This window comes from Geodermatophilus sp. DSM 44513, from assembly GCF_032460525.1.
In the GTDB taxonomy this organism is placed as follows: Bacteria; Actinomycetota; Actinomycetes; order Mycobacteriales; family Geodermatophilaceae; genus Geodermatophilus.
In genome coordinates, this window is record NZ_CP135963.1 from 755,057 (window position 1) to 775,902 (window position 20,846).

The 20,846-nt window shown below is 75.3% G+C and carries 24 protein-coding genes and 2 tRNA genes; 11 read left to right on the forward strand and 15 right to left on the reverse strand.

The window, feature by feature from the left end; genetic code table 11:
• Window positions 1–168 precede the first annotated feature (168 nt).
• From RTG05_RS03540 to RTG05_RS03560, 5 genes are all read right to left on the reverse strand, one after another.
• On the reverse strand, window positions 169–1,386 hold the full coding sequence (locus RTG05_RS03540; protein ID WP_166527488.1) for a Fic family protein: 1,218 nt from the start codon (window positions 1,384–1,386) through the stop codon (window positions 169–171).
• A 619-nt stretch (window positions 1,387–2,005) separates the two neighbouring features.
• Window positions 2,006–2,078, reverse strand: a tRNA-Arg gene (locus RTG05_RS03545).
• A gap of 38 nt (window positions 2,079–2,116) precedes the next feature.
• Window positions 2,117–3,019, reverse strand: coding sequence for an alpha/beta fold hydrolase (locus RTG05_RS03550; RefSeq protein WP_166527489.1), 903 nt, complete (start codon window positions 3,017–3,019; stop codon window positions 2,117–2,119).
• Between the two features lie 63 nt (window positions 3,020–3,082).
• A complete protein-coding gene (gene codB / locus RTG05_RS03555) occupies window positions 3,083–4,375 on the reverse strand; it encodes a cytosine permease (protein ID WP_166527490.1) in 1,293 nt (430 codons plus the stop codon).
• Window positions 4,372–4,869 (reverse strand): nucleoside deaminase, encoded by a 498-nt coding sequence (locus RTG05_RS03560; protein ID WP_208104771.1) that lies wholly within the window; start codon window positions 4,867–4,869, stop codon window positions 4,372–4,374. Before RTG05_RS03560 ends, codB begins: the two co-directional genes overlap by 4 nt.
• A gap of 206 nt (window positions 4,870–5,075) precedes the next feature.
• Between RTG05_RS03560 and RTG05_RS03565 the strand changes: the two genes are divergently transcribed.
• Genes RTG05_RS03565 through RTG05_RS03575 form a run of 3 tightly spaced genes read left to right on the forward strand, consistent with a single transcriptional unit; the run spans window position 5,076 to window position 6,798 of the window.
• Window positions 5,076–5,522 (forward strand): SRPBCC family protein, encoded by a 447-nt coding sequence (locus tag RTG05_RS03565; RefSeq protein ID WP_166527491.1) that lies wholly within the window; start codon window positions 5,076–5,078, stop codon window positions 5,520–5,522.
• Between the two features lie 41 nt (window positions 5,523–5,563).
• Complete coding sequence (locus RTG05_RS03570) at window positions 5,564–6,433, forward strand: NAD-dependent protein deacetylase (protein ID WP_315912287.1); 870 nt, start codon at window positions 5,564–5,566, stop codon at window positions 6,431–6,433.
• The gene (locus RTG05_RS03575) at window positions 6,430–6,798 is read left to right on the forward strand and encodes a biopolymer transporter Tol (protein ID WP_315912288.1); all 369 of its coding nucleotides are present in this window, start codon (window positions 6,430–6,432) and stop codon (window positions 6,796–6,798) included. Before RTG05_RS03570 ends, RTG05_RS03575 begins: the two co-directional genes overlap by 4 nt.
• Window positions 6,799–6,813: 15 nt before the next feature.
• Here RTG05_RS03575 and RTG05_RS03580 read toward each other — a convergent pair whose 3' ends face one another.
• Window positions 6,814–7,686: an esterase/lipase family protein gene (locus RTG05_RS03580; RefSeq protein WP_315912289.1), complete on the reverse strand. Its 873-nt coding sequence runs from the start codon at window positions 7,684–7,686 to the stop codon at window positions 6,814–6,816.
• 129 nt (window positions 7,687–7,815) lie between these two features.
• On the opposite strand from RTG05_RS03580, the gene RTG05_RS03585 reads away from it, so the two are divergent.
• Complete coding sequence (locus tag RTG05_RS03585; protein ID WP_166527492.1) at window positions 7,816–8,778, forward strand: MSMEG_6728 family protein; 963 nt, start codon at window positions 7,816–7,818, stop codon at window positions 8,776–8,778.
• Between the two features lie 132 nt (window positions 8,779–8,910).
• The gene (locus tag RTG05_RS03590; protein ID WP_166529479.1) at window positions 8,911–9,903 is read left to right on the forward strand and encodes an IS481 family transposase; all 993 of its coding nucleotides are present in this window, start codon (window positions 8,911–8,913) and stop codon (window positions 9,901–9,903) included.
• On the opposite strand, the gene RTG05_RS03595 is transcribed toward RTG05_RS03590, so the two are convergent.
• Genes RTG05_RS03595 through RTG05_RS03605 form a run of 3 tightly spaced genes read right to left on the reverse strand, consistent with a single transcriptional unit; the run spans window position 9,900 to window position 11,442 of the window.
• Window positions 9,900–10,667, reverse strand: coding sequence for a phosphotransferase (locus RTG05_RS03595; protein ID WP_166527493.1), 768 nt, complete (start codon window positions 10,665–10,667; stop codon window positions 9,900–9,902). The genes RTG05_RS03590 and RTG05_RS03595 overlap by 4 nt on opposite strands.
• Window positions 10,664–11,083 carry a PaaI family thioesterase gene (locus RTG05_RS03600; RefSeq protein WP_166527494.1) on the reverse strand — a complete coding sequence of 140 codons (420 nt, stop codon included), beginning with the start codon at window positions 11,081–11,083 and terminating at the stop codon, window positions 10,664–10,666. The genes RTG05_RS03595 and RTG05_RS03600 overlap by 4 nt, the downstream gene beginning before the upstream one ends.
• On the reverse strand, window positions 11,080–11,442 hold the full coding sequence (locus RTG05_RS03605) for a VOC family protein (RefSeq protein WP_166527495.1): 363 nt from the start codon (window positions 11,440–11,442) through the stop codon (window positions 11,080–11,082). The genes RTG05_RS03600 and RTG05_RS03605 overlap by 4 nt, the downstream gene beginning before the upstream one ends.
• Window positions 11,443–11,532: 90 nt before the next feature.
• Here RTG05_RS03605 and RTG05_RS03610 point away from each other — a divergent pair, with 90 nt between their 5' ends.
• Entirely contained in the window at window positions 11,533–12,228 is a 696-nt protein-coding gene (locus RTG05_RS03610) for a YbaK/EbsC family protein (RefSeq protein WP_166527496.1), read from the forward strand.
• A 73-nt stretch (window positions 12,229–12,301) separates the two neighbouring features.
• Here RTG05_RS03610 and mscL read toward each other — a convergent pair whose 3' ends face one another.
• The 6 genes from mscL to RTG05_RS03640 form a co-directional block, all read right to left on the reverse strand.
• Window positions 12,302–12,676: a large conductance mechanosensitive channel protein MscL gene (mscL, locus tag RTG05_RS03615; RefSeq protein ID WP_166527497.1), complete on the reverse strand. Its 375-nt coding sequence runs from the start codon at window positions 12,674–12,676 to the stop codon at window positions 12,302–12,304.
• Between the two features lie 5 nt (window positions 12,677–12,681).
• Window positions 12,682–13,329: a Flp pilus assembly protein CpaB gene (gene cpaB, locus RTG05_RS03620; protein WP_166527498.1), complete on the reverse strand. Its 648-nt coding sequence runs from the start codon at window positions 13,327–13,329 to the stop codon at window positions 12,682–12,684.
• An 86-nt stretch (window positions 13,330–13,415) separates the two neighbouring features.
• Window positions 13,416–13,775 carry an FmdB family zinc ribbon protein gene (locus RTG05_RS03625; protein ID WP_166527499.1) on the reverse strand — a complete coding sequence of 120 codons (360 nt, stop codon included), beginning with the start codon at window positions 13,773–13,775 and terminating at the stop codon, window positions 13,416–13,418.
• A 157-nt stretch (window positions 13,776–13,932) separates the two neighbouring features.
• Window positions 13,933–14,598 (reverse strand): AAA family ATPase, encoded by a 666-nt coding sequence (locus tag RTG05_RS03630; protein WP_166527500.1) that lies wholly within the window; start codon window positions 14,596–14,598, stop codon window positions 13,933–13,935.
• Between the two features lie 108 nt (window positions 14,599–14,706).
• On the reverse strand, window positions 14,707–15,918 hold the full coding sequence (locus RTG05_RS03635) for a CaiB/BaiF CoA transferase family protein (protein ID WP_166527501.1): 1,212 nt from the start codon (window positions 15,916–15,918) through the stop codon (window positions 14,707–14,709).
• 58 nt (window positions 15,919–15,976) lie between these two features.
• Window positions 15,977–16,570: a 5-formyltetrahydrofolate cyclo-ligase gene (locus RTG05_RS03640; RefSeq protein ID WP_166527502.1), complete on the reverse strand. Its 594-nt coding sequence runs from the start codon at window positions 16,568–16,570 to the stop codon at window positions 15,977–15,979.
• Window positions 16,571–16,692: 122 nt separating this feature from the next.
• Here RTG05_RS03640 and galU point away from each other — a divergent pair, with 122 nt between their 5' ends.
• The 5 genes from galU to RTG05_RS03665 all read left to right on the forward strand — a co-directional run bounded on the left by galU (window position 16,693) and on the right by RTG05_RS03665 (window position 20,820).
• Window positions 16,693–17,607 (forward strand): UTP--glucose-1-phosphate uridylyltransferase GalU, encoded by a 915-nt coding sequence (gene galU, locus RTG05_RS03645; RefSeq protein ID WP_166527503.1) that lies wholly within the window; start codon window positions 16,693–16,695, stop codon window positions 17,605–17,607.
• 40 nt (window positions 17,608–17,647) lie between these two features.
• Entirely contained in the window at window positions 17,648–19,072 is a 1,425-nt protein-coding gene (gene glp, locus RTG05_RS03650; RefSeq protein ID WP_315912290.1) for a molybdotransferase-like divisome protein Glp, read from the forward strand.
• A gap of 8 nt (window positions 19,073–19,080) precedes the next feature.
• Window positions 19,081–19,701 carry a GNAT family N-acetyltransferase gene (locus tag RTG05_RS03655; protein WP_208104776.1) on the forward strand — a complete coding sequence of 207 codons (621 nt, stop codon included), beginning with the start codon at window positions 19,081–19,083 and terminating at the stop codon, window positions 19,699–19,701.
• Window positions 19,702–19,856: 155 nt separating this feature from the next.
• Window positions 19,857–20,561 (forward strand): divisome protein SepX/GlpR, encoded by a 705-nt coding sequence (locus tag RTG05_RS03660; protein WP_166527504.1) that lies wholly within the window; start codon window positions 19,857–19,859, stop codon window positions 20,559–20,561.
• 185 nt (window positions 20,562–20,746) lie between these two features.
• Window positions 20,747–20,820, forward strand: a tRNA-Ala gene (locus tag RTG05_RS03665).
• Window positions 20,821–20,846 lie beyond the last annotated feature (26 nt).

Genomic DNA, 20,846 nt, shown 5'->3' on the forward strand with positions numbered 1-20,846 from the left:
GCAGCATCCGCAGGAGGTCGACCGGAGCATCCGGCTGACGGGGATGTCGAGCGGACCGGACCGATGTGCCGTGGGAGTCGCAGCAGGAATCAAACCCGTACTCGGTTATGCCGTCCGAGGCTGAACTCCTATGCGACGGCTTTCCAGAGCTGGTCCTCTGGTGTGGGCTCAGCGTGTGATGTCTCCTGTTCGGAGCACCTCACGAGCGGTGAGGACCTCAAGGACGCCGGGCGCTTCGAAGAGGCGGCCATAGGAGCGACCAGTTCTCTCGCGGAGTATGCCGAGTCTCACCAGACGTGCCACGGCTTTGTTCACTGTCTGGAACGTGCTGTTGAGGCGGGTCGCCGTCCGGGACACATCGATGTACGGGTAGGCGATCAAGGACTCGGCCAGGTCCCGGATCAGCCCGGATGCGCCAACGTCCCGGAGCCTGTGGGCATAGGCCTCCTGCACCCGAAGCAGGCGGTCGACTCGAACCGCGGTGTCGAGGGCTGAGAACTCGATGCCCTCGGCAAAAAATCGCACCCATCCGTCCCAGTCACCGCTGGCGCTGACCTCGAAGAGGCGGTCCTGGTAGTTCCGGCGACGCTGCTCGAACCATGGAGAGATGCTCAACAGCGGGTCCTCGAGCGCACCGTCCTGGATGAGCTGTAAGACGACGAGCAGGCGGCCGATGCGGCCGTTGCCGTCATTGAAGGGGTGCAGGGCCTCGAACTGATAGTGGGCCATGGCCGCGGAGACCACCGGGTCACGGCGTTCGGTGCGGGAGTTGTTGGTCCAGTCAAGTAGGTCGCGGAGGGACCGTTGCAGCTCCTCTCCAGGCGGAGGCGGGACATAGCGTGCGCTTTCCAAGCTCGATGAGGTGGTCTCACCGATGGCCACTTGGATGGTGCGGATGTGTCCGGCTTGTTCGGTGTCAGCGTGCGTGCCGCGGGCGAGCCGGCCCTGCATGTCTTCCACCATGGCGACCCCCAAGGGACGTCCATCTGCGACCTCGGCAAAGCCGTACTCGGCGGTCTGTACGTAGTTGAGGACTTCTGCAAGCTCAACCGAGAGGGGAATCTCATCAGCTGCATCGGCTGCAAGCACGTCCTCCAGAGGTGCGAAGGTCCCTTCGAGTGCTGAGGTGCTCTGGGCCTCACGTCGAAGCGTTGGGCGCCGGAGCAGCCCCGGTTGAGGCACCTGCCGTCCGGCTTGCAGGAGGCGCCCAAGCGCGTGGCCGGCACGGCTCACGGCCCGCCATGTCTGGACAGATAGCGCCGGCTCGTCGTCCAGCGGATCGGGGATGAAGGCGAAGTGGTCGTACTCGCGACCGGTCCGTCCGTCGGTCCCGCGGATCCTCTCCAAGTGACCGACTGGTGACGCGGCGAAGCGCTCGACCTGCACGGATGCCTCCCGTCACTTGTCACGCCGACGTGCATGCGTGTGACAGGTTTTCACGTTGAGCTGGGTTGTGCGTGAATTCCAGCGGTGTTACTTCACGTCGACCAACACTGGGACCCGGTCGCTGACCAAGACTGGTCCGTCCGAGGCGGAGCACCCCCAGGCGCTACGCCGTACCAGGGGTCCCGGGACACCCGGCTCTCGAGTGCGAGCACGTCAGCGACGGCCACGTCCATCCATGAGCCATCGGGCCCCACAGATCCGGCTGCTGACCGGGCATGTGGCGCGACCCCCTGCGGGTCGGCAACTCCCGGCGGTACTGGTTCCACCGGTCGGCAGTCGCCGCCGGTCTACCGGCCTGGTATCGCACGAGCTCCGTCACACCGCGGCGTCGCCGCCGTCCCCTTCGGCGCGTCGGTGAAGGGGGTGCAGTCGATGCTGGGCCACGCCTCGGCGCAGATGACGCTGGACCGGTACGGCCACCTGTTCCCCGACGAGCTCGACGCGGTCGCAGACCGCTTGGACGCCGCTCGTGCTGACCAGGTGCTGACCGAGCCCCGACCTGACGCCCCTGTGGCCCGCATCCGGCGCGCGGACCAGCCGCTGACCAGCACTTCTGCGGTGCCCCCGGCAGGATTCGAACCTGCGACGCACGGTTTAGGAAACCGATGCTCTATCCCCTGAGCTACGGGGGCTCGCCGGCGCGGGGCCGGCCGGGGCGTACCGGTCGAGGTTAGCGGGCCGTCGCCGTCCGCTCCGGAGGCCGGTGCCGGGCCCGGCCGGCCGCCAGGTCCGCTGCCGTCGCGACGCCCGGCGCCTCGTCCCGGTGCGCGGGTCCGGGCGTCGGCCGGTTGGCCGCACGGACCGTCTCCCGCACGAGCCGGGTGATCGTCCGTGGCCGGTCGGACTGCGGGGCGTGCCCGGCCCAGGCCAGCGGCACGAACCGGGACCGCGGCACCAGCGGCCGGTAGCGCGCCGTCTGGCCCGAGGCGACCCAGTCGGCCACCCCCTGGACCAGGGTGACCGGGCAGTCGATGCGGCGCAGGCCCCTCGGCACGTCCAGCAGCAACCCCCACAGCAGGGTGCGCCAGAAGGCGCGGGAGTCGGCGAAGCCCTCACGGGCCCCGGCGGCCTCCTCGGCCGACGTGCTCCACGGGCGCGCCTTGAGCGGCGCCAGCAGCGCGGTGCGCCCGGCCGGGGAGCGGGACAGCCGGGTCACCAGTGGCCTCCCGGCGCGCAGGGCGACCCGCGCCAGCGCCATCCCCCCGCCCTGCACCACCCGCTCCCGCGGCAGGTTCAGCCCCGACGGCGCGATCGCGACCACCGACCGCGCCCGCCTGCGCACGGCCAACTCCAGTGCCACCCGGGCGCCGAGGGAGTCGCCGAGCACGTGCACCCGGCCGGCGCCCTGCGCGTCGAGGGTCCGCTCGACCGCGTCGGTGATGGCGGCCACCGTGGGCCGGCCGTCCAGGGCCGGTGAGCCGCCGACGCCGGGCAGGTCGACGTCCAGCACGTCGAAGGTCCCCGCGAGGTCCTCGACGACGGCGGCGAAGTCACGGCGGGAACTGCCCATGCCGTGGAGCAGCAGCAGGGGCTCCCCGATGCCGGTCCGGGTGAGGGAGAGCGGTGCGGTCACCCCTGTGCGGTACCCGGGGTCCCTCCCGGGTGTGGCATGAGTCCGGTCACGGCGGGCCCGCGGTCAGCGATCCGCACCCGCCGGGGAGCCGACGCGGGACAGCCCCATCGACAGGCCGATGGCGACCACGATGCCGATGACCGGCGGGATGCCGGTGCCGAGCTCGGCGCTGAGCCACGCGAGGGACGCGGCCACCGCGTAGGCCAGCAGGTTGGGCCAGCGCACCAGCGGCGGCACGGTGCCGGCCGGCACGCCGCGGCGCCGCCAGCGGGCGAGGAAGTCGCCGATGATCACGCCTCCGAGCGGCGGGATGAACGTCCCGAGCAGTCCCAGGTACTCGACGAGGTGGTTCTGCACCCCGGTCAGGGCGAGCGCGGTGCCGATCACCGCACCGCCGACCACGAAGGGGCCCTTGCTCGGCCGGTCGAACAGCTCGGCCCCGGCCACGCCGAAGGCGTAGGCGGTGTCGGCGTTGCTCTTCCACAGGTTCCCGAACAGCAGCACCAGACCCCAGCCGACCAGCCCGAGCTGGTACAGGACGAGCACGAAGTCGCCCTCGCCGAAGGTCAGCGCCCCGATCGCGCCGAAGAACACCATGAGCCCGTTGCCGACGAGGAAGCCGACGACGCAGGCCCACACCGCGTGCGAGCCGCGCCGGGCGAACCGGGTCCAGTTGGGGGCCTGGGTGCCGGCGGACACGAACGTGCCGACGACGGTGGTGATCGCCACGGCGACGGCCATCGACCCGGTCGGCTGCACCCCGGTCAGCCCCTGCAGGCCGCCGACCTCCTGCAGCGACCGGCCGACCACCCAGAACGCCAGCACGAGGATGAGCGGGGTGGAGACCAGCGACACCCAGTACATGCCGCGGTAGCCCCAGTAGGCGGTGAGGCACATCAGCGCGCTGGTGCCGACCATGACCGCGGCGCGGGCACCGTAGGACCGCCAGTCCAGCGCCTGCGCGGTCAGGTCGCCGATGGTGCCGACGACGACGCCGTACCAGCCGATCTGCGTGCCGCCCAGCAGGATCGAGGCGAGCTTCGCCCCGCGGGTGCCCAGCGTGTAGCGGGCCATGACCACGGTGGTGAGGCCCGTGCGCGCGCCGATCCAGCCCATCACGGCCACGTAGCCGCCGAGGACCAGCGACCCGGCGAGGATGACGAGCACGAGGTCGTCGAAGGCGAACGCCGGCCCCAGCGTGGCACCGGCCAGCATGGTCGGGGTGAACACGGTGAAGCCGAGGAGCACGACCGCGATCGAGAAGAACGACTTCCGCGCGTGCGCCGGGACCGGCGTGACCGGGTAGTCGGGGTCGACGACGTCGGCCGGGGACGCCGCGGTCCGGGCGGCGGTCACGCCTGCTCGCCGATGTCCTCGGCCCACAGCTCGGGGCGTTCGGTGAGCATCCGCGCCATGAGCGCCCGGCAGTCCGGGTCGTCGAGGACGTCGACCTGCACGCCGTGCGACCGCAGCAGCTCCTCCGAGACCTGGAAGCTGCGGTTCTCCCCGACGACGACGCGCGGGATCTCGTAGAGCAGCGCCGTCCCCGCGCACATGAAGCAGGGCGAGAGGGTCGTGTAGAGGGTGCTGCGGCGGTAGACCCCCGCGGACAGCCGACCCGCCCGCTCGATGCAGTCGGTCTCCCCGTGCCGGATGGCGCTGCCCATCTGCACGCGGCGGTTGCGGCCCACGGCCAGCACCCGGTCGCCGTCCACCAGGACCGCCCCGATCGGGACGCCCCCCTCCTCCCAGCCGGTGCGGGCCTGGTCGACGGCCAGGCCGAGGAGGAAGCGGTCGCGCTCCTCCGCGGTCAGGTCGGGCGGGACGGTCGGCGGGGCCGGTGTGGTCACGGGTCCTCCTCGGGGGACGGCGGCGCTGCGGATCGTCCAGGCCGCTCCGGCGTGGTGTCCAGCGCCGGCTCGCCACCCCGACGCGGGACCGAGGGGGTGGACGGCGGACCTGTGGACGGCCGAGTGCGTGCTCTGCCACGTCGAACGCGTGCTGCGCTGGGGTGCCCTGGCGGCGCCCGCGCTGGTGACGGCGGCAGGATGGGGGCATGGGTCAGGTCGTCGCCACCGCCGAGCACGTCGTCGCAGCCCCCGTGGACCGGGTGCGTTCCGCTCTCGCCGACTACGAGGGGGTGCGGCCCCGCGTGCTGCCCGAGCAGTACAGCGCCTACCGGGTGCAGAGCGGCGGGCAGGGCGCGGGCACCCGGGTGGCCTGGCGGTTCGCCGCCACCTCCAAGCGGGTGCGCGACCAGCTCGTGGAGGTCAGCCAGCCCGACCCGGACACCCTGGTCGAGACCGACACCCGCTCCTCCATGGTCACCACCTGGACGCTGCACCCCGCCGACGCCGGGGCGACCACCGTCCGGGTGCGCACCACCTGGAACGGCGCCGGCGGCATCGGCGGCTTCTTCGAGCGGACCTTCGCCCCCCGCGGGCTGCGCCGGACCCAGGAAGAGCTGCTCACCCGCCTGGACCGCGAGCTCGCCACCCGCTGAGGCCACGGGCGCCGGTGGACGTCGCGGGGGACCATGGCGGCGTGACCGCCGTCCCCACCGCCGTCCACCCGGCCACCGACGATCCCGGCTCCCTGGACGCGCTGGCCGGGCTGGTGGCCGACGGCGACGTCGTCGTGCTGACCGGTGCCGGGCTGTCCACCGACTCCGGCATCCCCGACTACCGCGGGGCCACCGGGTCGCTGCGCCGGCACACGCCGATGACCTACCAGACGTTCCTGCGCGACCCCCGCGGCCGGCACCGCTACTGGGCCCGCAGCTACGTCGGGTGGCCGCAGATCCGCGAGGCCCGGCCGAACGCGGGGCACGCGGCGGTCGCCGACCTGCAGCGCGCCGGGCTGGTGGGCGGGCTGATCACGCAGAACGTCGACGGGCTGCACCAGGCTGCCGGCGCGCGCGACGTCCTCGAGCTGCACGGCGGGCTGGACCGCACGATCTGCCTGGCCTGCGGGGACGTCGCCGACCGCGGCGCGCTGCACGAGCGGCTGCGGGCGGCCAACCCGCACTTCGGCCCGCACGCCGACGAGGTCAACCCCGACGGCGACGCCGAGCTGCCCGACGAGGTGCTCGACGGGTTCGTCATGGTCGACTGCACCGCCTGCGGGCGCGGGCCGCTCAAGCCCGACGTCGTCTTCTTCGGCGAGACGGTGCCGCGCGACCGGGTGGACGCCTGCTTCGCCATGGTGGAGCGGGCCGGCTGTCTGCTGGTGCTCGGCTCCTCCCTGACCGTGATGAGCGGCTACCGGTTCGTGCTGCGCGCCGAGAAGCTCGGCGTCCCCGTCGGGCTGGTCAACCTCGGCCCCACCCGCGGCGACGCGAAGGTCGACGTCCGGGTGGACGCCCCGCTCGGCGCGGTGCTGCCCGACCTGGTGCGCCGCGTCGCCGACGGATGACGCGCGAGCGGAAGGACCTCCCTGCCCCCCAGCGCTCGCGAGCTCGCGCCGGGCCCCTGCAGGGAGGCCACCTGACCGACGACGGGCGCTGGCTGGTCGTCGACGGCCGGCGCTGGCGGGCCGCCGACACCGCGCTGCCCGACGACGTCCGCGCCCGGCTGCTGCACCACCTCGGCGTGGCGCGCTCCGCCGTCCGCACGGCCGGCCGGTCCGGGGACGACGCCGCGCTGGCCGCCGCCCGCGCCCGGGTGCAGCTGGCCAAGACCGGGCTGGGGGAGCGCGGCCCGGCCTGGTGGGAGCAGGACGACGCCGCCCGCCGCGCCCGCTGGGAGGCCGCGCTCACCGCCCTCGACGACGGGGCCTGAGCGCGTCCGACCGCGTCAGGGCAGCGGCAGGCAGCTGGGCCGGTACGCCGGGTCGCCGGGGCCCTTCCGCTCCAGGGCGTCGAGCACCAGCTGGTGCACGACCGGGTCGTTGGGGGCCTGGTCGTGCTCGACCGGGTCGGCCGGGCACAGGTCCTGGATCGTGGTGTTGGTGACCTGCCGGGCCGGGCCGGCGAGGAACTGGCTGGTGTAGGGGGTGACCACCTCGTCGTACACCGTCGCGATCACCGTGTAGTCCGGCCCGCGCACCGTGTCGCCGGAGGCGTCGAGCTCCTGCAGGAACGCCGAGCCGGCCTGCTGGTCCGTGCACGCCTGGCACAGCGGGTTGTCCGGCCCGGGTGCCGTCGGGCCGAGCGCCTCCGGCGGGGGCACGATCAGCCCCTCGGTGCCGTGGTTGGACGGCGCGATGCCGACGAGGTCGTCCACCTCGGCCGCGCCGCCGAGCAGGTGCATGTAGTACCGCGGCATCATCCCGCCCTGGCTGTGCCCGACGACGTCGACCTCCCGGGCGCCGGTGGCGGTGCGCACCCGGTCGACGAAGACGGCGAGCTCCGCGGCGGAGTCCGCGACCGGCCCGGTGGCCGGCACTCCGTTGGTCTCCCCGTAGTCCAGGGCGAACACGCAGTACCCCGCGCCGGCCAGGTACGGCGAGAGGGTCGACCAGTTCTTGGCCATCGACTCGAAGGTGCCCGGGACCAGGACGACCGGCTCGGGGTGGGCCGCCGACGGCCGGCAGGACCAGTCGTTCGCCCCCGGCGGGGACACCCCAGGCACCGCGGCACCGGCCGGGGGCGCACCGAGGAGGGTCGCGGTGAGGGCGGCCGCGGCGGCCAGCGCGGTGCGGCGGGACCGGGATCGGGACGGGCGCACGGGACCACCTCGGGAGGACGTCGGCAGGCCGCCGGGCAGCGGCGGCCGGTGCCGGGAACGGTAGGTCGGGCCCGCGGCGGCCGCACGGCGGGCGGTTGACCGTGTGCGGGCACGGGCAGGAAGGTCCCGATGCAGACCTTCCTGCCCGTCCCGGACTTCACCGACAGCGCCCGGATGCTGGACTCACCCCGGCTGGGCAAGCAGCGGGTCGAGACGCTGCAGGTGCTGCGCGCGCTGGAGCTGCCCGACTACGGCTGGACGTCGCACCCCGTCGTCCGCATGTGGCGCGGCCGGACCCCGGCGCTGGTGGCCTACGGGCTGGCGAGCGTCCGGGCCTGGCAGGAGCGCGGCTTCGCCGACAGCACGCACACCCTGATCGCGGAGTTCGCCCCCGACGTGGTCGGCGTGGGACAGGAGGAATTGGCCCGCGCCGGGGTGCTGCCGTCCTGGGTGGGCGACGAGGCGGTGCACCGGTCGCACCGGTCCAACCTGCTGGCCAAGGACCCGGGGTTCTACCGGCCGCTGTTCGGCCCCCGCTTCGGGCCCGAGCCCGACGACCTGCCCTACGTGTGGCCCGAGCCCGACGACCTGCCGCCACCGGCGCCGCCGGAGGGCACGCGGGTGTGGGTGGTGCGGCCCCGGGCGCACAACGAGCTCGGTGCCTGCCTGGCCGCCGGTGTGGTGGGGGTGGGCACTCAGTCCGGCGTCGACGTCGACGCCACCGGCCTGTCCCCGGTCGAACTGCGCGCGCTGGCCAAGGAGCTCTCCGGCCGGCGTCCCAGCAAGGACCTGCGCCAGCTCTCGGTCTTCCTCGACGACATCCGCCCCGGCGACCCGGTCGCGCTGCCCATCGAGCACGGCGCCGGGCTCCTGCTCGGTGAGGTGCTGGGGGACTACCTGTTCCAGGGGCGGGAGCTGCTGCCGCACCGCCGTCCGGCCCGCTGGGACCGCGTCGTCCCGCGCGCCGCGGCGCGCCCGCCGGCCACGCTGCAGGACCCCCGGGCGCTGTTCTCCGTCGTCATCGACCCCGACGTCCTCCCCCCGTCGCTGGCCGGGGTCACCTACCGCGAGCCGGCGCTGCCGCTGGTCTAGGTGTACTGACCAGAGACGTTGGTCGAGGGCATGTGATCACGGGATCTGACTGACTGATCTTGTGGAGGGAGGACCTCCGGACGTGGAGTGGAGCTGCTGAAGGCACCCACCCACACAAACCCGGAGGTCCTCGTGGCCCACGCTAATGCCGCTCTGACTCCACGCCAGCGTCTGCGCCTGGCCCGCGCGGTGGTGGAGGACGACTGGACGGTCTCCTACGCCGCCGCGGTGTTCCAGGTCGCCTATCCGACGGCGAAGCGCTGGGTGGAGCGCTACCGCCAGGCCGGGCCGGCCGGCATGGCCGACCGCAGCTCCCGCCCGCACCGCAGCCCCCGGCGCACGCCGCGACCGCTGGTCCGGCGGATCGTGCACCTGCGCTGGCGGCACCGGCTCGGGCCGGTGGAGATCGGCGCCCGGCTGCGGGTACCGGCCTCCACGGTCTACGCGGTGTTGCGCCGCTGCCGGCTCAACCGCCTGTCCCACATCGACCGGCGCACCGGCGAGCGCGTCCGCCGCTACGAGCACGAGCGGCCCGGCTCGCTACTGCACGTCGACGTCAAGAAGCTGGGCAACATCCCCGACGGCGGCGGCTGGCGCTACGTCGGCCGCGCCCAGGGCGGCAAGAACCGGGCAGCAACCCCGGGCAAGCCCCGCAGCAAGCGCCGCGAACCGCTGCTGGGCACCGCGTTCGTGCACACCGTGCTCGACGACCACAGCCGGGTCGCCTACGCCGAGATCCACGACGACGAGACCGCCGCCACCGCCATCGGCGTGCTGCGCCGCGCGGTGGCCTGGTTCGCCGCCCGCGCCGTCACCGCCGAGCGGGTGCTGAGCGACAACGGCTCGGCCTACCGCTCCCACGCCTGGCGCGACGCCTGCCTCGAGCTCGGCATCACGCCCAAGCGGACCCGGCCCTACCGGCCACAGACCAACGGCAAGATCGAACGCTTCCACCGCACCATGGCCGACGGCTGGGCCTTCCGCCGGATGTTCCTCAGCGAACTCGCCCGCCGCCAGGCCCTGCCCGGCTGGCTGCACGAGTACAACCATCACCGGCCCCACACCGCGATCGGACGCCGCCCACCGATCACGCGACTGACCAACCTGTCTGGGCAGTACATCTAGGGGGTCCCGAGGGCCGCGGCGAGCCGCTCGTCCGCCGCCGGTCGCAGCCGCGGGTGCCCGGCCGCGGCGACCAGCGTCCACGCGGCGGCGTGCAGTTGGCGCAGTTCCAGCCACGGGGTCAGCTCGGCGTCGGAGGGCCCACCGATCGCATCCAGGGCGGCCCAGCCGTCGGGCGTGGCCAGCAGGTTGCCCGGGGTCGCGTCGCCGTGCAGCCGGGTGGCCTCACCGGCCAGCCGAGGGCCCAGCTGGTCCAGCCGGGCGGCGAGCCGGTCGAGCTGCCCGGACGGCGCACTCCAGGCCCGGCCGCTCACGACGAAGCCGGTCAGGTCCTCCAGCGGCGTGTCCAGGGCCGTTCCGCGCACGGGGAGTCCGGCCAGGTGCCCGTGCAACTCGGCGAGGGCCTCGGCGGCCTGGGCCGGAGTGGGCGCGACCGGCAGCACCGTGACGTGCCGCCAGAAGGTCAGCTCCAGGCCGGAGTGGCGGTGCGGCCCGGGCGGCAGCGCGTCGCTGGGTGGCACGACCGCGGCCCCTGCCGCCGCGAGGGCCGCGGCGAGCGCGACCTCCCGGGCCAGGGAGCGCAGGGGTGCCGGCCGCAGCAGCGGCGTCAGGGTGGCCACCCGCGCCACCACCGGTGCCGGTGCCAGGTGGACGACGACGTTGACCCCGTCGTGCAGCACCCGCGGGTCGGTGGCGTGGACGCCGTGCGCCGCCGCGACCGCCCGGGCGGCGAGCAGCGCCCGCGCCGCCCGGGCGGAGGGGTTCACGCGGTGGGCCGCCGGATGTTCTGCAGCCGGACCTGGCCGCGCGCCACCAGCTTCCCGTCATCGGCACGGGTGAGCAGCACCTGCCACAGCTGCTGGGTGCGGCCCTGCTGCACCGGCTCGGCGACGACCTTCAACCGGCCCTCGGTCATCGAGCGGAGGAAGTCGGTGTTGTTGTTGACGCCGACCGCGAACTGGCCGGAGTCGGCCACCGCCACACTGGCCCCGATGCTGGCTGCGGACTCCACGACGGCGCAGTAGAGCCCGCCGTGGACGACGCCCCACGGGGTGTGCTGGTCCGGCCCGACCTCCACCGTGCCGGTGACCCGGGTGCCACTCGCCTCGCCGACCACCAGACCGGTCGCGGCGACGAACCGGCTGGCCGACGCCAGGTCCACCCCGGGCAGGTCGCCACTCACGCCGCGTCCCGGACCAGGCAGAAGGGGTGGCCCACCGGGTCGGCGTAGACGCGGAAGTCACCACCGCCGCCGGGCAGCTTCCGGGCGCCCAGCGCGATCGCCCGGGGCTCGGCCTCCTCGACGTCGGCCACCCGGATGTCGAGGTGGAACTGCTGGGGGTGCTCGGGGTCGGGCCAGTCGGGGGGCTGCAGGTCCGGCGCCTGCTGGAACGCCAGCCGGTACCCCTGCCCGGTGACGACCACCCAGTCGTCGCCCGGCGCCCCCCTGCTCACCTCCATCCCCAGCAGGTCGGCGTAGAAGGTCGCGAGCGCGTGCGCGTCGGGCGCGTCGATGACGACGGAGTGCAGCTGGCCGATCATGGGCCCATCCTGCGGGCGGGGGCGGGGCCCGACCAGCGGGCACCCGGCCGCCGTCCGCGGGGATCGGGCCACCGGGGCAGGATCGTCGGTGTGGACCCCTCGACCGCACCCCGGCTCGGCTCGCTGACCTGGACCCCCGCCGCCGAACGGCCCGAGCTGCTCGCGGCCCCGGTGGCCGCGGCGCTGGGCGCGCTGACCGGGCCCGCCTGGGTGGCCGAGATCGACGCCGACCTCGCCGACACCGCCGCCTTCACCGAGGCCTACGGCGTACCGCTGGAGGTCTCGGCCAACTGCGTGGTCGTCGCCGCCCGCCGGGCCGGGCAGACCGAGCTGGCCGCCTGCCTGGTCCCGGCGACCGCGCGCGCCGACGTCAACGGCTTGGTGCGCCGCCGGCTCGGTGCCCGCAAGGTCTCCTTCGCCCCGCAGGACGTCGCCGTCGCCGAGAGCGGCATGGCCTACGGCGGCATCACCCCCCTCGGCCTGCCGCCGTCCTGGCCGGTGCTCGTGGACCCCGCCGTCGCCGCCGCCGAGCTGGTGGTCATCGGGTCCGGGACCCGGGGCAGCAAGCTCGCCGTTCCCGGGGCCGCGCTGGCCGCGCTGCCCGGGGCGGAGGTCGTCGAGGGGCTGGGCCGCCCGGTGGCCGAACCGCCCCCGCCCCGATCGGAGGCCCCGACCGGACGCGCCCCCGACGACCGGGACGTCGGCTGGGGCGAGCGGCCCGACGAGCCCTCCGCCGACGACCGGCGCTACCAGGAGGACCGCCCGCCGCACTGGGGCACCGACTGAAGGAGGACCACCGTCCTCTCCACGCCTCGCGAGCGCAGGCGGAGGGCCCCTGGACGGTGGCCGTTCCAGCGCATCACCTGGCGCGCAGCAGGTCGCGGATCTCGGTCAGCAGCTCGGTCTGCGTCGGCTGTGCGGGCCCGGGCTCCTCGCCGCGGGCCCGCCGGTCGACCAGCGCCTTCATCGGCAGCACCACCAGGAGGTAGATGACCGCCGCCGTCATCACGAAGGTCACGAGCTGGCTGACGAACGCGCCCCAGGCGAACACCTGCCCGTCGACCACGACGGTCCCGCCCAGCTGGCCGCCGCCGCTCACCAGACCCACCAGCGGGGTCAGGAAGGCCGCGGCGAAGGTGTTCACGACGGCGGTGAACGCCGTGCCGATGACGACGGCGACCGCGAGCTCGACCACGTTGCCGCGCAGCAGGAAGTCCTTGAAGCCTCTGAGCACGGGCGTCATCCACCCACACGCGGGGGAGGCGGTCCAGCACCGACCGCGGGGCGTGGCGGCAGGCTGAGGGTCAGGGTGTCAGTGGTGGCCGCGGCGGCCAGGCGGGCGGCGGTGTCGGCGTCGACGGCGAGCAGCAGCAGCCCGTCGCCGTCCGGACCCGGGGTGGCGAGGACCGGCGCCGCGGCGGCCACGGTCTCGGCCCGTGCCGCGCCCGGTGCCGTGGCCAGGACGTCCACCCGGTCACCCGGCCGCACCAGCGCGGTCACCGCGAGGTCGGCGAGGCGCACCGGCGCGGCCACCTGACCGGCGGCGAGCCGGCTGGTCAGAGCGGTGCCGGCCAGGCCGGCGTCGGTGACCGGCTCGCCGGACCGGACCGCCCCGGCGAGCACCTCGCCCACGACCGCCGACGGGGCCTCGGCCGCGCCGGCGGGGCGCAGGGACGGCGGGTACCGGGCGACCGCGAGGTCGGCGGCGGTGAGGACGGCGCCGGAGGCGAGGTCCGCCGCCGCGACGACGACCGGCACCGTGGCCGGCGGGCCGGCCGGTGCCGGTGCGGGCCGCAGGGCGAGCACCAGCGCGCCGGTGGCCAGGAGCGCGGCGAGCAGCTGCCGGGCCGCGTGCAGCGGCCGGCGCGGGCGGCGGAGACGGATCACGGAACCAGGCTGGCCGCCCCGGACCGGGAGTGGGGCCGTGCGGGCGGGGCTGTGGAGGACGCGGCCGCCTGTGGACCGCGCCGCGGTCAGCTGCCGGCCGCGCTGCTGCTCGGGGAGGAGCTGGTCCCGCCGGTCGAGGAGGTGCTGGCCGCGGCCGGCTTGGTCCCGCCGTCCTTCTTGGCCGCGGCGTCCTTCGTCCCGGCGTCCTTGGTCCCGCCGTCCTTGCCGTTCGACGACGACCCGGACTCGCTCGAGGACGCCTTGGCGCGGCTGTCGGTGCGGTAGAAGCCGGACCCCTTGAAGACCACGCCGACCGAGCCGTACACCTTGCGCACCGGGCTGCCGCACTCGGGGCACTCGCTCACCGGGGCGTCGGTGAAGCTCTGCACGACCTCGAACTGGTGCTTGTCGGCCGGGTTGGTGCAGGCGTACTGGTACGTGGGCACGGTGCGGGCACTCCTCGTCAGGCGGGCCGGGCTGGCACTCCCACCCGGCGACTGCCAATGATGCGCGCCGCGGCCGCGTGCGTCCAACGTGCCGGCCGCCACGGCGTGCTCAGTCCAGGTGACGCAGGAAGGACGCCGGGTCGGTGAGGAACTGCCGCTAGTTCGCGGTGAGCTCCAGGTCCGCCCACCGGGCCGGCCGCAGCCCCCACGTCCCCACCTCGAGCAGGTGCGCGCCGGGCAGGGCGGCCAGCACGGGGGAGTGGGTGGCGATCAGGACCTGCGCGCCGTCTGCCACCAGCTCGGTCAGCCGCAGGACCAGCGACAGCGTCGCCGTGAACGACAGCGCGGCGTCCGGCTCGTCGAGCAGGTAGAGGCCGGCTCTGGTGGCCCGGTCCCCGAACAGCGTCAGGAACCCCTCGCCGTGGGACATCTCGTGGAAGCGCGGTTCCGGCCCCCCGGCGTTCTCCTCCAGGTAGCTGTACAGGCCGTGCAGCGTCTCGTCGCGGAGGAAGTAGGCCCAGCGCGGCGCACCGGGGCCGCGCTCGACGACCAGGTCCAGCGAGCCGGGTTCACTCCGCCGGGTGGAGTGCCGCGCGCCCGCCGACCCGCCCTCGGCGTTGAGGCCGACCGCCGCGGCCAGCACCTCCAGCACCGTCGACTTCCCCGAGCCGTTCTCCCCGACCAGCACCGTGGCGCCGGCCGGCAGCTCCAGCCCGTCCCGCAGCACCTGGGCGACGGCCGGCACCGTCAGCGGCCAGACGTCGTCCGGTGGCCGGGGTGCCCCGGGATCGGGGCGCAGCCGCCGGACGGGTCGTCGGTCCACGCCGCACCCTGGCACGGCTCGCCCGCCGGCCTCACCTCGTGGCGCCCGACCTCGTGCTGCAGCGTGAGGACGGGCACCCCGAGGTGAGGTCCGCGGTGTCGGCGGTGGTCAGCGGCCGGCGCCCAGCCAGGCGCGCACCGCCTCGTTCGCCGAGCCCAGCACCGGCGGGGCGGCGTGCTCCCGGCGGGTGGTCTCGGTCTCGCCGTCCGGCCCCGCGGCGAAGAAGCGCAGCGGCGGGCCGGGCAGCGACAGCCGGCCCAGCGTCTCGTGCTCCACGTCGACCACCAGCCCCTGGGACACCGTCTGGTCCCACCCGTAGACCTCGTCGATGGAGCGCACCTTGCCCGCCGGGACGCCGGCGCCGGCGAGGCGGGCCAGCAGGTCCTCGGGGGAGGTGTCGGCGAAGGACCGTTCCAGCAGCTCGATCACCTGGTCCCGGTTGCCGACCCGCTCGCCGTTGGTCGCCATGCCCGGCGCCTCGGGGTCCAGGCCGAACTCCGCGCACAGCCGGCGCCACAGCCCCTCGCTGCCGCAGGACAGCTGCACGGTCCCCCCGGCGCAGTGGAACAGCCCGTACGGCGTGATCGAGGGGTGGTGGTTGCCCTGCGCGCGGTTCACCTGGCCGCCGACGGTCCAGGCGGTGCCCTGGTAGGCGTGCACCCCGACCACCGCCGACAGCAGGGAGGTGCGCACGACCGTCCCGCGGCCGGTGCGCTCCCGCTCGTACAGGGCCGACACGACGCCGTAGGCGCCGTACATGCCGGCCAGCAGGTCGCTGATCGGGACGCCGACCTTCTGCGGGTCGTCCGGCCCGGAGCCGGTGAGCGACATCAGCCCACCCTCGCCCTGGGCGATCTGGTCGTAGCCGGCCCGGCCGCCCTCGGGGCCGTCGTGGCCGAAGCCGCTGATCGACAGGGTCACCAGCCGCGGGTTGAGCTCGGCGAGCGCCTCGGTGCCGAAGCCGAGGCGGGCCAGCGTGCCGGGGCGGAAGTTCTCCAGCAGCACGTCCGCGCGGCGCACCAGCTCGCGCAGCAGCTCGCGGTCGCCGTCGTCCTTGAGGTCGAGGGTGACCGACTCCTTGTTGCGGTTGGCCGACAGGAAGTAGGTCGACTCCCGGTCCGCAGCGGTGCTGCCACCCGCCCCACCGCCCCCACCGGGCTGCACGAACGGCGGGCCCCACCCGCGGCTGTCGTCGCCGCTGCCGGGGCTCTCCACCTTGATGACGCGGGCGCCGAGGTCGCCGAGCATCATCGCGGCGTGCGGGCCGGCGAGGGCGCGGGTGAGGTCGACGACGAGGATGCCGTCCAGCGGTCCGGACACGGGGTGCCTCTTCTCTCGGCGGCGGCGGCGGACGGGAACGCGGAGCCCGACCACTGTGTCAGTGACCGGCCGGGAGCGCCTGCCATCCCCCAGCGGGGGTGACCACGTCGGTCACCCGCTGGTCGTGCGGCTCCACCGGCAGCTCGTCGACCAGCTCGTCGTCGAAGACCAGGGCGACCAGCCTCGCGTCGGGCCGCACGTGCCGCAGCGCGCGGTCGTACCAACCGCCACCGCGGCCCAGCCGCACCCCGGTCCGGTCCACCGCCACCGCGGGGACGACGACCACCTCGGCGGTGCCGATCGCGGTGGGCCCCAGCCGGGGCCCGACCGGCTCCAGCAGCCCGTAGCGGCCGGGGGCCAGCCGGCCGGTGTCGACCGCCCAGGTCAGCTCGGTGCCACCGCTGGGGACGACGGGCAGCAGCACCCGGGCGCGCAGCTGGGTGAAGGCCGCCGGCAGCCGGCCGGCGCCGGGCTCGGTGGGGTCCGGGACGAAGGCGGCCAGGGTGCGCGTGCCGGCCAGTCCGCGCAGCAGCGCGGCGGCGACCGAGGCGCCGGCGGCGGCGCGCTCGCCGGCAGGGCGGGCGTCGCGCTGGGCGAGGAACCGGGTGCGGAGGGCGACCTTGGCCTCGATCACGTCGTCCGCGGGGTCCACCGGCGCAGGTTAGCCAGCCTCCCTGGGTACCGGCCGATCCCGTTCCCGTCCCTCCCCGGGGTGCACCACCCGGTCCTGCCACCGTCGGCGCGGGCTCCCGGGCACGCCCTAGGCTCGCGCCCATGCCGACTCCGAGCACCCGCCCGACGCGGAAGGCCGTCATCCCCGTCGCCGGGATGGGGACCCGTTTCCTGCCGGCCACCAAGGCGGTGCCCAAGGAGCTGCTGCCGGTGGTCGACCGGCCGGCGCTGCAGTACATCGTCGAGGAGGCCGCCCGCGCCGGCCTCGGCGAGGTGCTCATGGTCACCGGGCGCGGCAAGTCCGCGATCGAGGACTTCTTCGACCGCCAGCCCGAGCTGGAGGCGGCCCTCGAGAAGAAGGGCGACGCCGCCCGGCTCGCGGCGGTGCACGAGTCGACCGACGTCGCGCAGGTGCACTTCGTCCGCCAGGGCGAGGCCCGCGGGCTGGGCCACGCGGTGCTGCAGGCGGCCGCCTTCGTCGGCGACGAGCCGTTCGCCGTCCTGCTCGGCGACGACATCATCGACGCCCGCGACCACCTGCTGGAGCAGATGCTGCAGGTGCAGGCCGAGCACGGCGGCTCGGTGGTGGCGCTGCTGGACGTGGGCCGGGAGAACATCGACAAGTACGGCGCGGTCGCGGTGGAGCAGGCCGGCGGGGACGTCGTGGCCATCACCGGCCTGGTCGAGAAGCCGCCGGCCGACGAGGCCCCCAGCAGCCTGGCGATCATCGGCCGCTACGTGCTGGCGCCCGAGGTCTTCGACGTCCTCCGCGACACCGTGCCGGGCCGCGGCGGGGAGATCCAGCTGACCGACGCGCTGGCCACCCTCGTCGAGCGGGGCGAGCCGATGCACGGGGTGGTCTTCTCCGGGCGCCGCTACGACACCGGCGACCGGCTGGACTACCTCAAGGCCGTCGTCCAGCTGGCCGCCGAGCGCGACGACCTCGGGCCCGGCTTCCGCGCCTGGCTGGCCGAGTTCGTGGCCGACCTGCCCGCCCCGGGCGCGTCGCAGGCCTGAGCGCGGCCGCGCAGGGGGAGCATCGACCCCCGTGGTGCGCATGACCGGGATCGGTGGGGACGGAGCGGTCCCGGGACGGCGGGACACCACGGCGCTGGACCTGCGGCGGGGCACCCCCCTGCGCGACGTGCCGGAGCCCTCGCCGGCCCCCGACAGCGCCCCGCCCGGCCCGGGCGGGCACGAGACGACCGCGATCGACCGCGGCCAGGTGCCCCCACCACCGGCCGCGGCGGTGCCGGCGCCGCCGCGCGGCGTGGAGCAGCACCTCGACGAGATCCTCTCCGCGGTGCCCGTGCCGGACCCCATCGAGCTGGCCGTCCTCGACGCGCAAGGCCTGCTGTGCGCCGAGGAGGTGGTCAGCCAGCGCGCGCTGCCGGCCTTCGACCAGGCCGCGCTCGACGGCTACGCCGTCCGGGCGCTCGACGTCGAGGGCGCCACCCCCGAGGAGCCGGCCCGGCTGTCGGTGGTGGGGGAGACCGCGGCCGGCCTCAGCGGCCCGGCGTCCATCGGCCCGGGGATGGCGCAGAAGGTCGCCGCCGGCGCGATGCTGCCGGCCGGCGCGGACGTCGTCGTCCCCGCGGTGTGGACCGACGGCGGCACGGTCGAGGTCGCAGTGCACGCCGGCCCGGAGCCGGGCAGCTACGTGCGTCGCGCCGGGGACGACGTCGCGCCGGGCACCACCGCGGTACAGGTGGGCACCCCCATCGGCCCCGCGCAGATCAGCCTGCTCGCCGCCGTCGGCCGCGACCGGGTGCAGGTGCGCCCGCGCCCGCGGGTCGCCGTGCTGTCCGCCGGGGGCGAGCTGGTGGAGATCAGCACGGTTCCCGGCCCCGGGCAGGTCGTCGACGTGAACAGCTACGCGCTGGCCGCCGCGGCGCGCGACGCCGGGGCCGAGGCCTACCGCTGGGGCATCCTGCCCAGCGAGCGGCGCCGGCTGTCCGAGGTGCTGGAGAGCCAGCTGCTGCGCAGCGACCTGCTGCTCATCGCCGGCACGCTGGCCACCGACGGCGACCTGGTGGCCGACGTGCTCGCCGAGCTCGGCCCCACGCAGTTCTCCCAGGTGACCATGCACCCCGGGCCCGTGCAGGCCTTCGGCCGGCTCGGCCGGGACGGCGTGCCGGTCATCTGCGTGCCCGGCGAACCGGTCGCGGCGCTGGTCGCCTTCGAGGTGTTCGTGCGCCCGGCGATCCGGGTGATGCTCGGCAAGCGCCAGCTGTTCCGCCGCACCGTGCAGGCGATCGCCGCCGAGCAGCTGCTGTCCCCGCTGGGCTACCGGCAGTACCTCTACGGCCAGGTCATGCGCCACCCCGACGGCGGCTACGTCGTCGAGCCCCTCGGGGACGGCGGCGAGGCGATGCTGGCCCGGATGGCGCGGGCCAACTGCCTGATCGTGGTCGACGAGGACGTCACCGAGGTGGCCGCCGGCGGGCTGGTCACCGTCATGCCCCTGCTGCTGGGCGGCTGAGCGGCACGGTGGTCGACCCCTCGCTGCGGCCGGGCTGGCCGGCGCACCTGACCTGGGGCCCGGTCGAGCTGCACCCGCCGCGGTGGCGGGACGCCGAGGAGTGGAGCCGGGTCCGGACCGCCAACGAGGCGTGGCTGGCGCCCTGGGAACCCACCGCCCCCGGCCCGTGGGCCGCGCGGCACACCCCCAGCACGTACCGGGCGATGCGCCGGGCGGTGCTGCGCCGGGCCGCGGCGGGGGCCTCGCTGCCCTTCGTCGTCCGGGTCGAGGGCCGGCTGGCCGGGCAGGTGACCATCGACAACGTCGTCCGCGGCGCGCTGCGCTCGGGCAACCTCGGCTACTGGGTCGACCGGTCGGTGGCCGGCCGCGGGCTGGCCTCGCTGGCCGTGGCGCTGGTCTGCGACCACGCGTTCGGCCCGGGTCGGCTGCACCGGCTGCAGGCCGACGTGCGGCCGGAGAACGCGCGCAGCCGGCGGCTGGTGGAACGGCTCGGCTTCCGTCACGAGGGCGTGGCGCGCCGGTACCTGGACATCGACGGCGACTGGCGCGACCACGACACCTTCGCGCTGCTGGCCGAGGACGTGCCCGGCGGCGTGCTCGCCCGGTGGCGGGCCCGCGTACCACGCTGAGCACCGCGCCGGCGGGGTCGCCGTGCCGACACGCCGCCGTCCCGGCACTCCCGTCACACCACGACCAGGACACGCCGCGCGCCTCCCTGGACCCGGCCGGTGCAGGCCGTAACTTCCCCCGTCAGGTGACTCGTGTGACGGGTGGTGTTTCTCAGATGGGTTCGGGTGTGCTGCTGGCCGCTCTGGTCGTGCTGTGGTTCGTGGTGCTGGTGCCCATGGTGGTGACCCGCGGCGACGCGCAGGGGACCGGCGCCCCGGGGGCCGACTCCGGCCGGACGCTGCAGCGTCGGCGGACGGTGGACCCCACGGTCCACGCCGCGACCGAGCGGGTCTCGGTCGACCGCGCCGCGCTGCGCGACAGCGGCGAGCTGCGGGTCGACGTGCACGCCGCCCGCCGCCGCACGCTGGCCGTGCTGGTGACCCTGGTGCTGGTGGCGCTGGTCGGCGCGCTGGTCTGGAGCCCCTGGCTGTGGATCGCCCAGGGTCTGTTCGACGTCGCCCTGGTCGCCTACCTGGTGGTGCTGCGCGGCGTGGCCCGCCGGGAGCGGCTGGCCGCCCGCCGCGCCGCCCGCGCCGCCGCCCGCACCGCCCGCCGGCCGGCCGCCCGTCCGGTCCCCGCACCGCGCCCGGCGCCCCTGGTCGCGGAGCCGGCCGTCGCCGAGCACCGCCCCACCGTCGGCCCGGTGCACCCCAGCCTGCCGCTGGCGCCGGTGCACCCGCTGCGCCCCGGCCGCGTCGTGGCCGCCCGCGCCGCCGCCCCGGCCGGGTGGCAGGACAGTGCGGTCGTCGGCCTGGACGACGACGACATCGGGTTCGCCGACATCGACGTCTACCAGCCGCGCCGGGTGGCCAACGGTTGATGAAGGACCTCCCTGCCCCCCGCGCCTCGCTCCGCTCGCCGCGGGACCCTGCAGGGAGGCCGTTCCAGTACGTCACCGGCTCGTCGCGGGCCCCTGCACAGGGGCCGGTTCCAGCACCTCACCGGGCTCGGCGCGGGCCCCTGCAGGGAGGCCGTCGGGAGGGACGGTAAGCTCGTCTCCCGTCAGGGGCTGTGGCGCAGTCCGGTAGCGCACCTCGTTCGCATCGAGGGGGTCAGGGGTTCGAATCCCCTCAGCTCCACTCCGACACCGCACGGCCCCGCTCCG

Coding starts and splice junctions, on each gene's coding strand:
- RTG05_RS03660 (WP_166527504.1), top strand. CDS start 19,857: ATGGGTTCGGGTGTGCTGCTGGCCGCTCTGGTCGTGCTGTGGTTCGTG.
- RTG05_RS03605 (WP_166527495.1), bottom strand. CDS start 11,442: ATGATCGGCCAGCTGCACTCCGTCGTCATCGACGCGCCCGACGCGCAC.
- RTG05_RS03565 (WP_166527491.1), top strand. CDS start 5,076: ATGGGTCAGGTCGTCGCCACCGCCGAGCACGTCGTCGCAGCCCCCGTG.
- glp (WP_315912290.1), top strand. CDS start 17,648: ATGACCGGGATCGGTGGGGACGGAGCGGTCCCGGGACGGCGGGACACC.
- RTG05_RS03575 (WP_315912288.1), top strand. CDS start 6,430: ATGACGCGCGAGCGGAAGGACCTCCCTGCCCCCCAGCGCTCGCGAGCT.
- RTG05_RS03585 (WP_166527492.1), top strand. CDS start 7,816: ATGCAGACCTTCCTGCCCGTCCCGGACTTCACCGACAGCGCCCGGATG.
- galU (WP_166527503.1), top strand. CDS start 16,693: ATGCCGACTCCGAGCACCCGCCCGACGCGGAAGGCCGTCATCCCCGTC.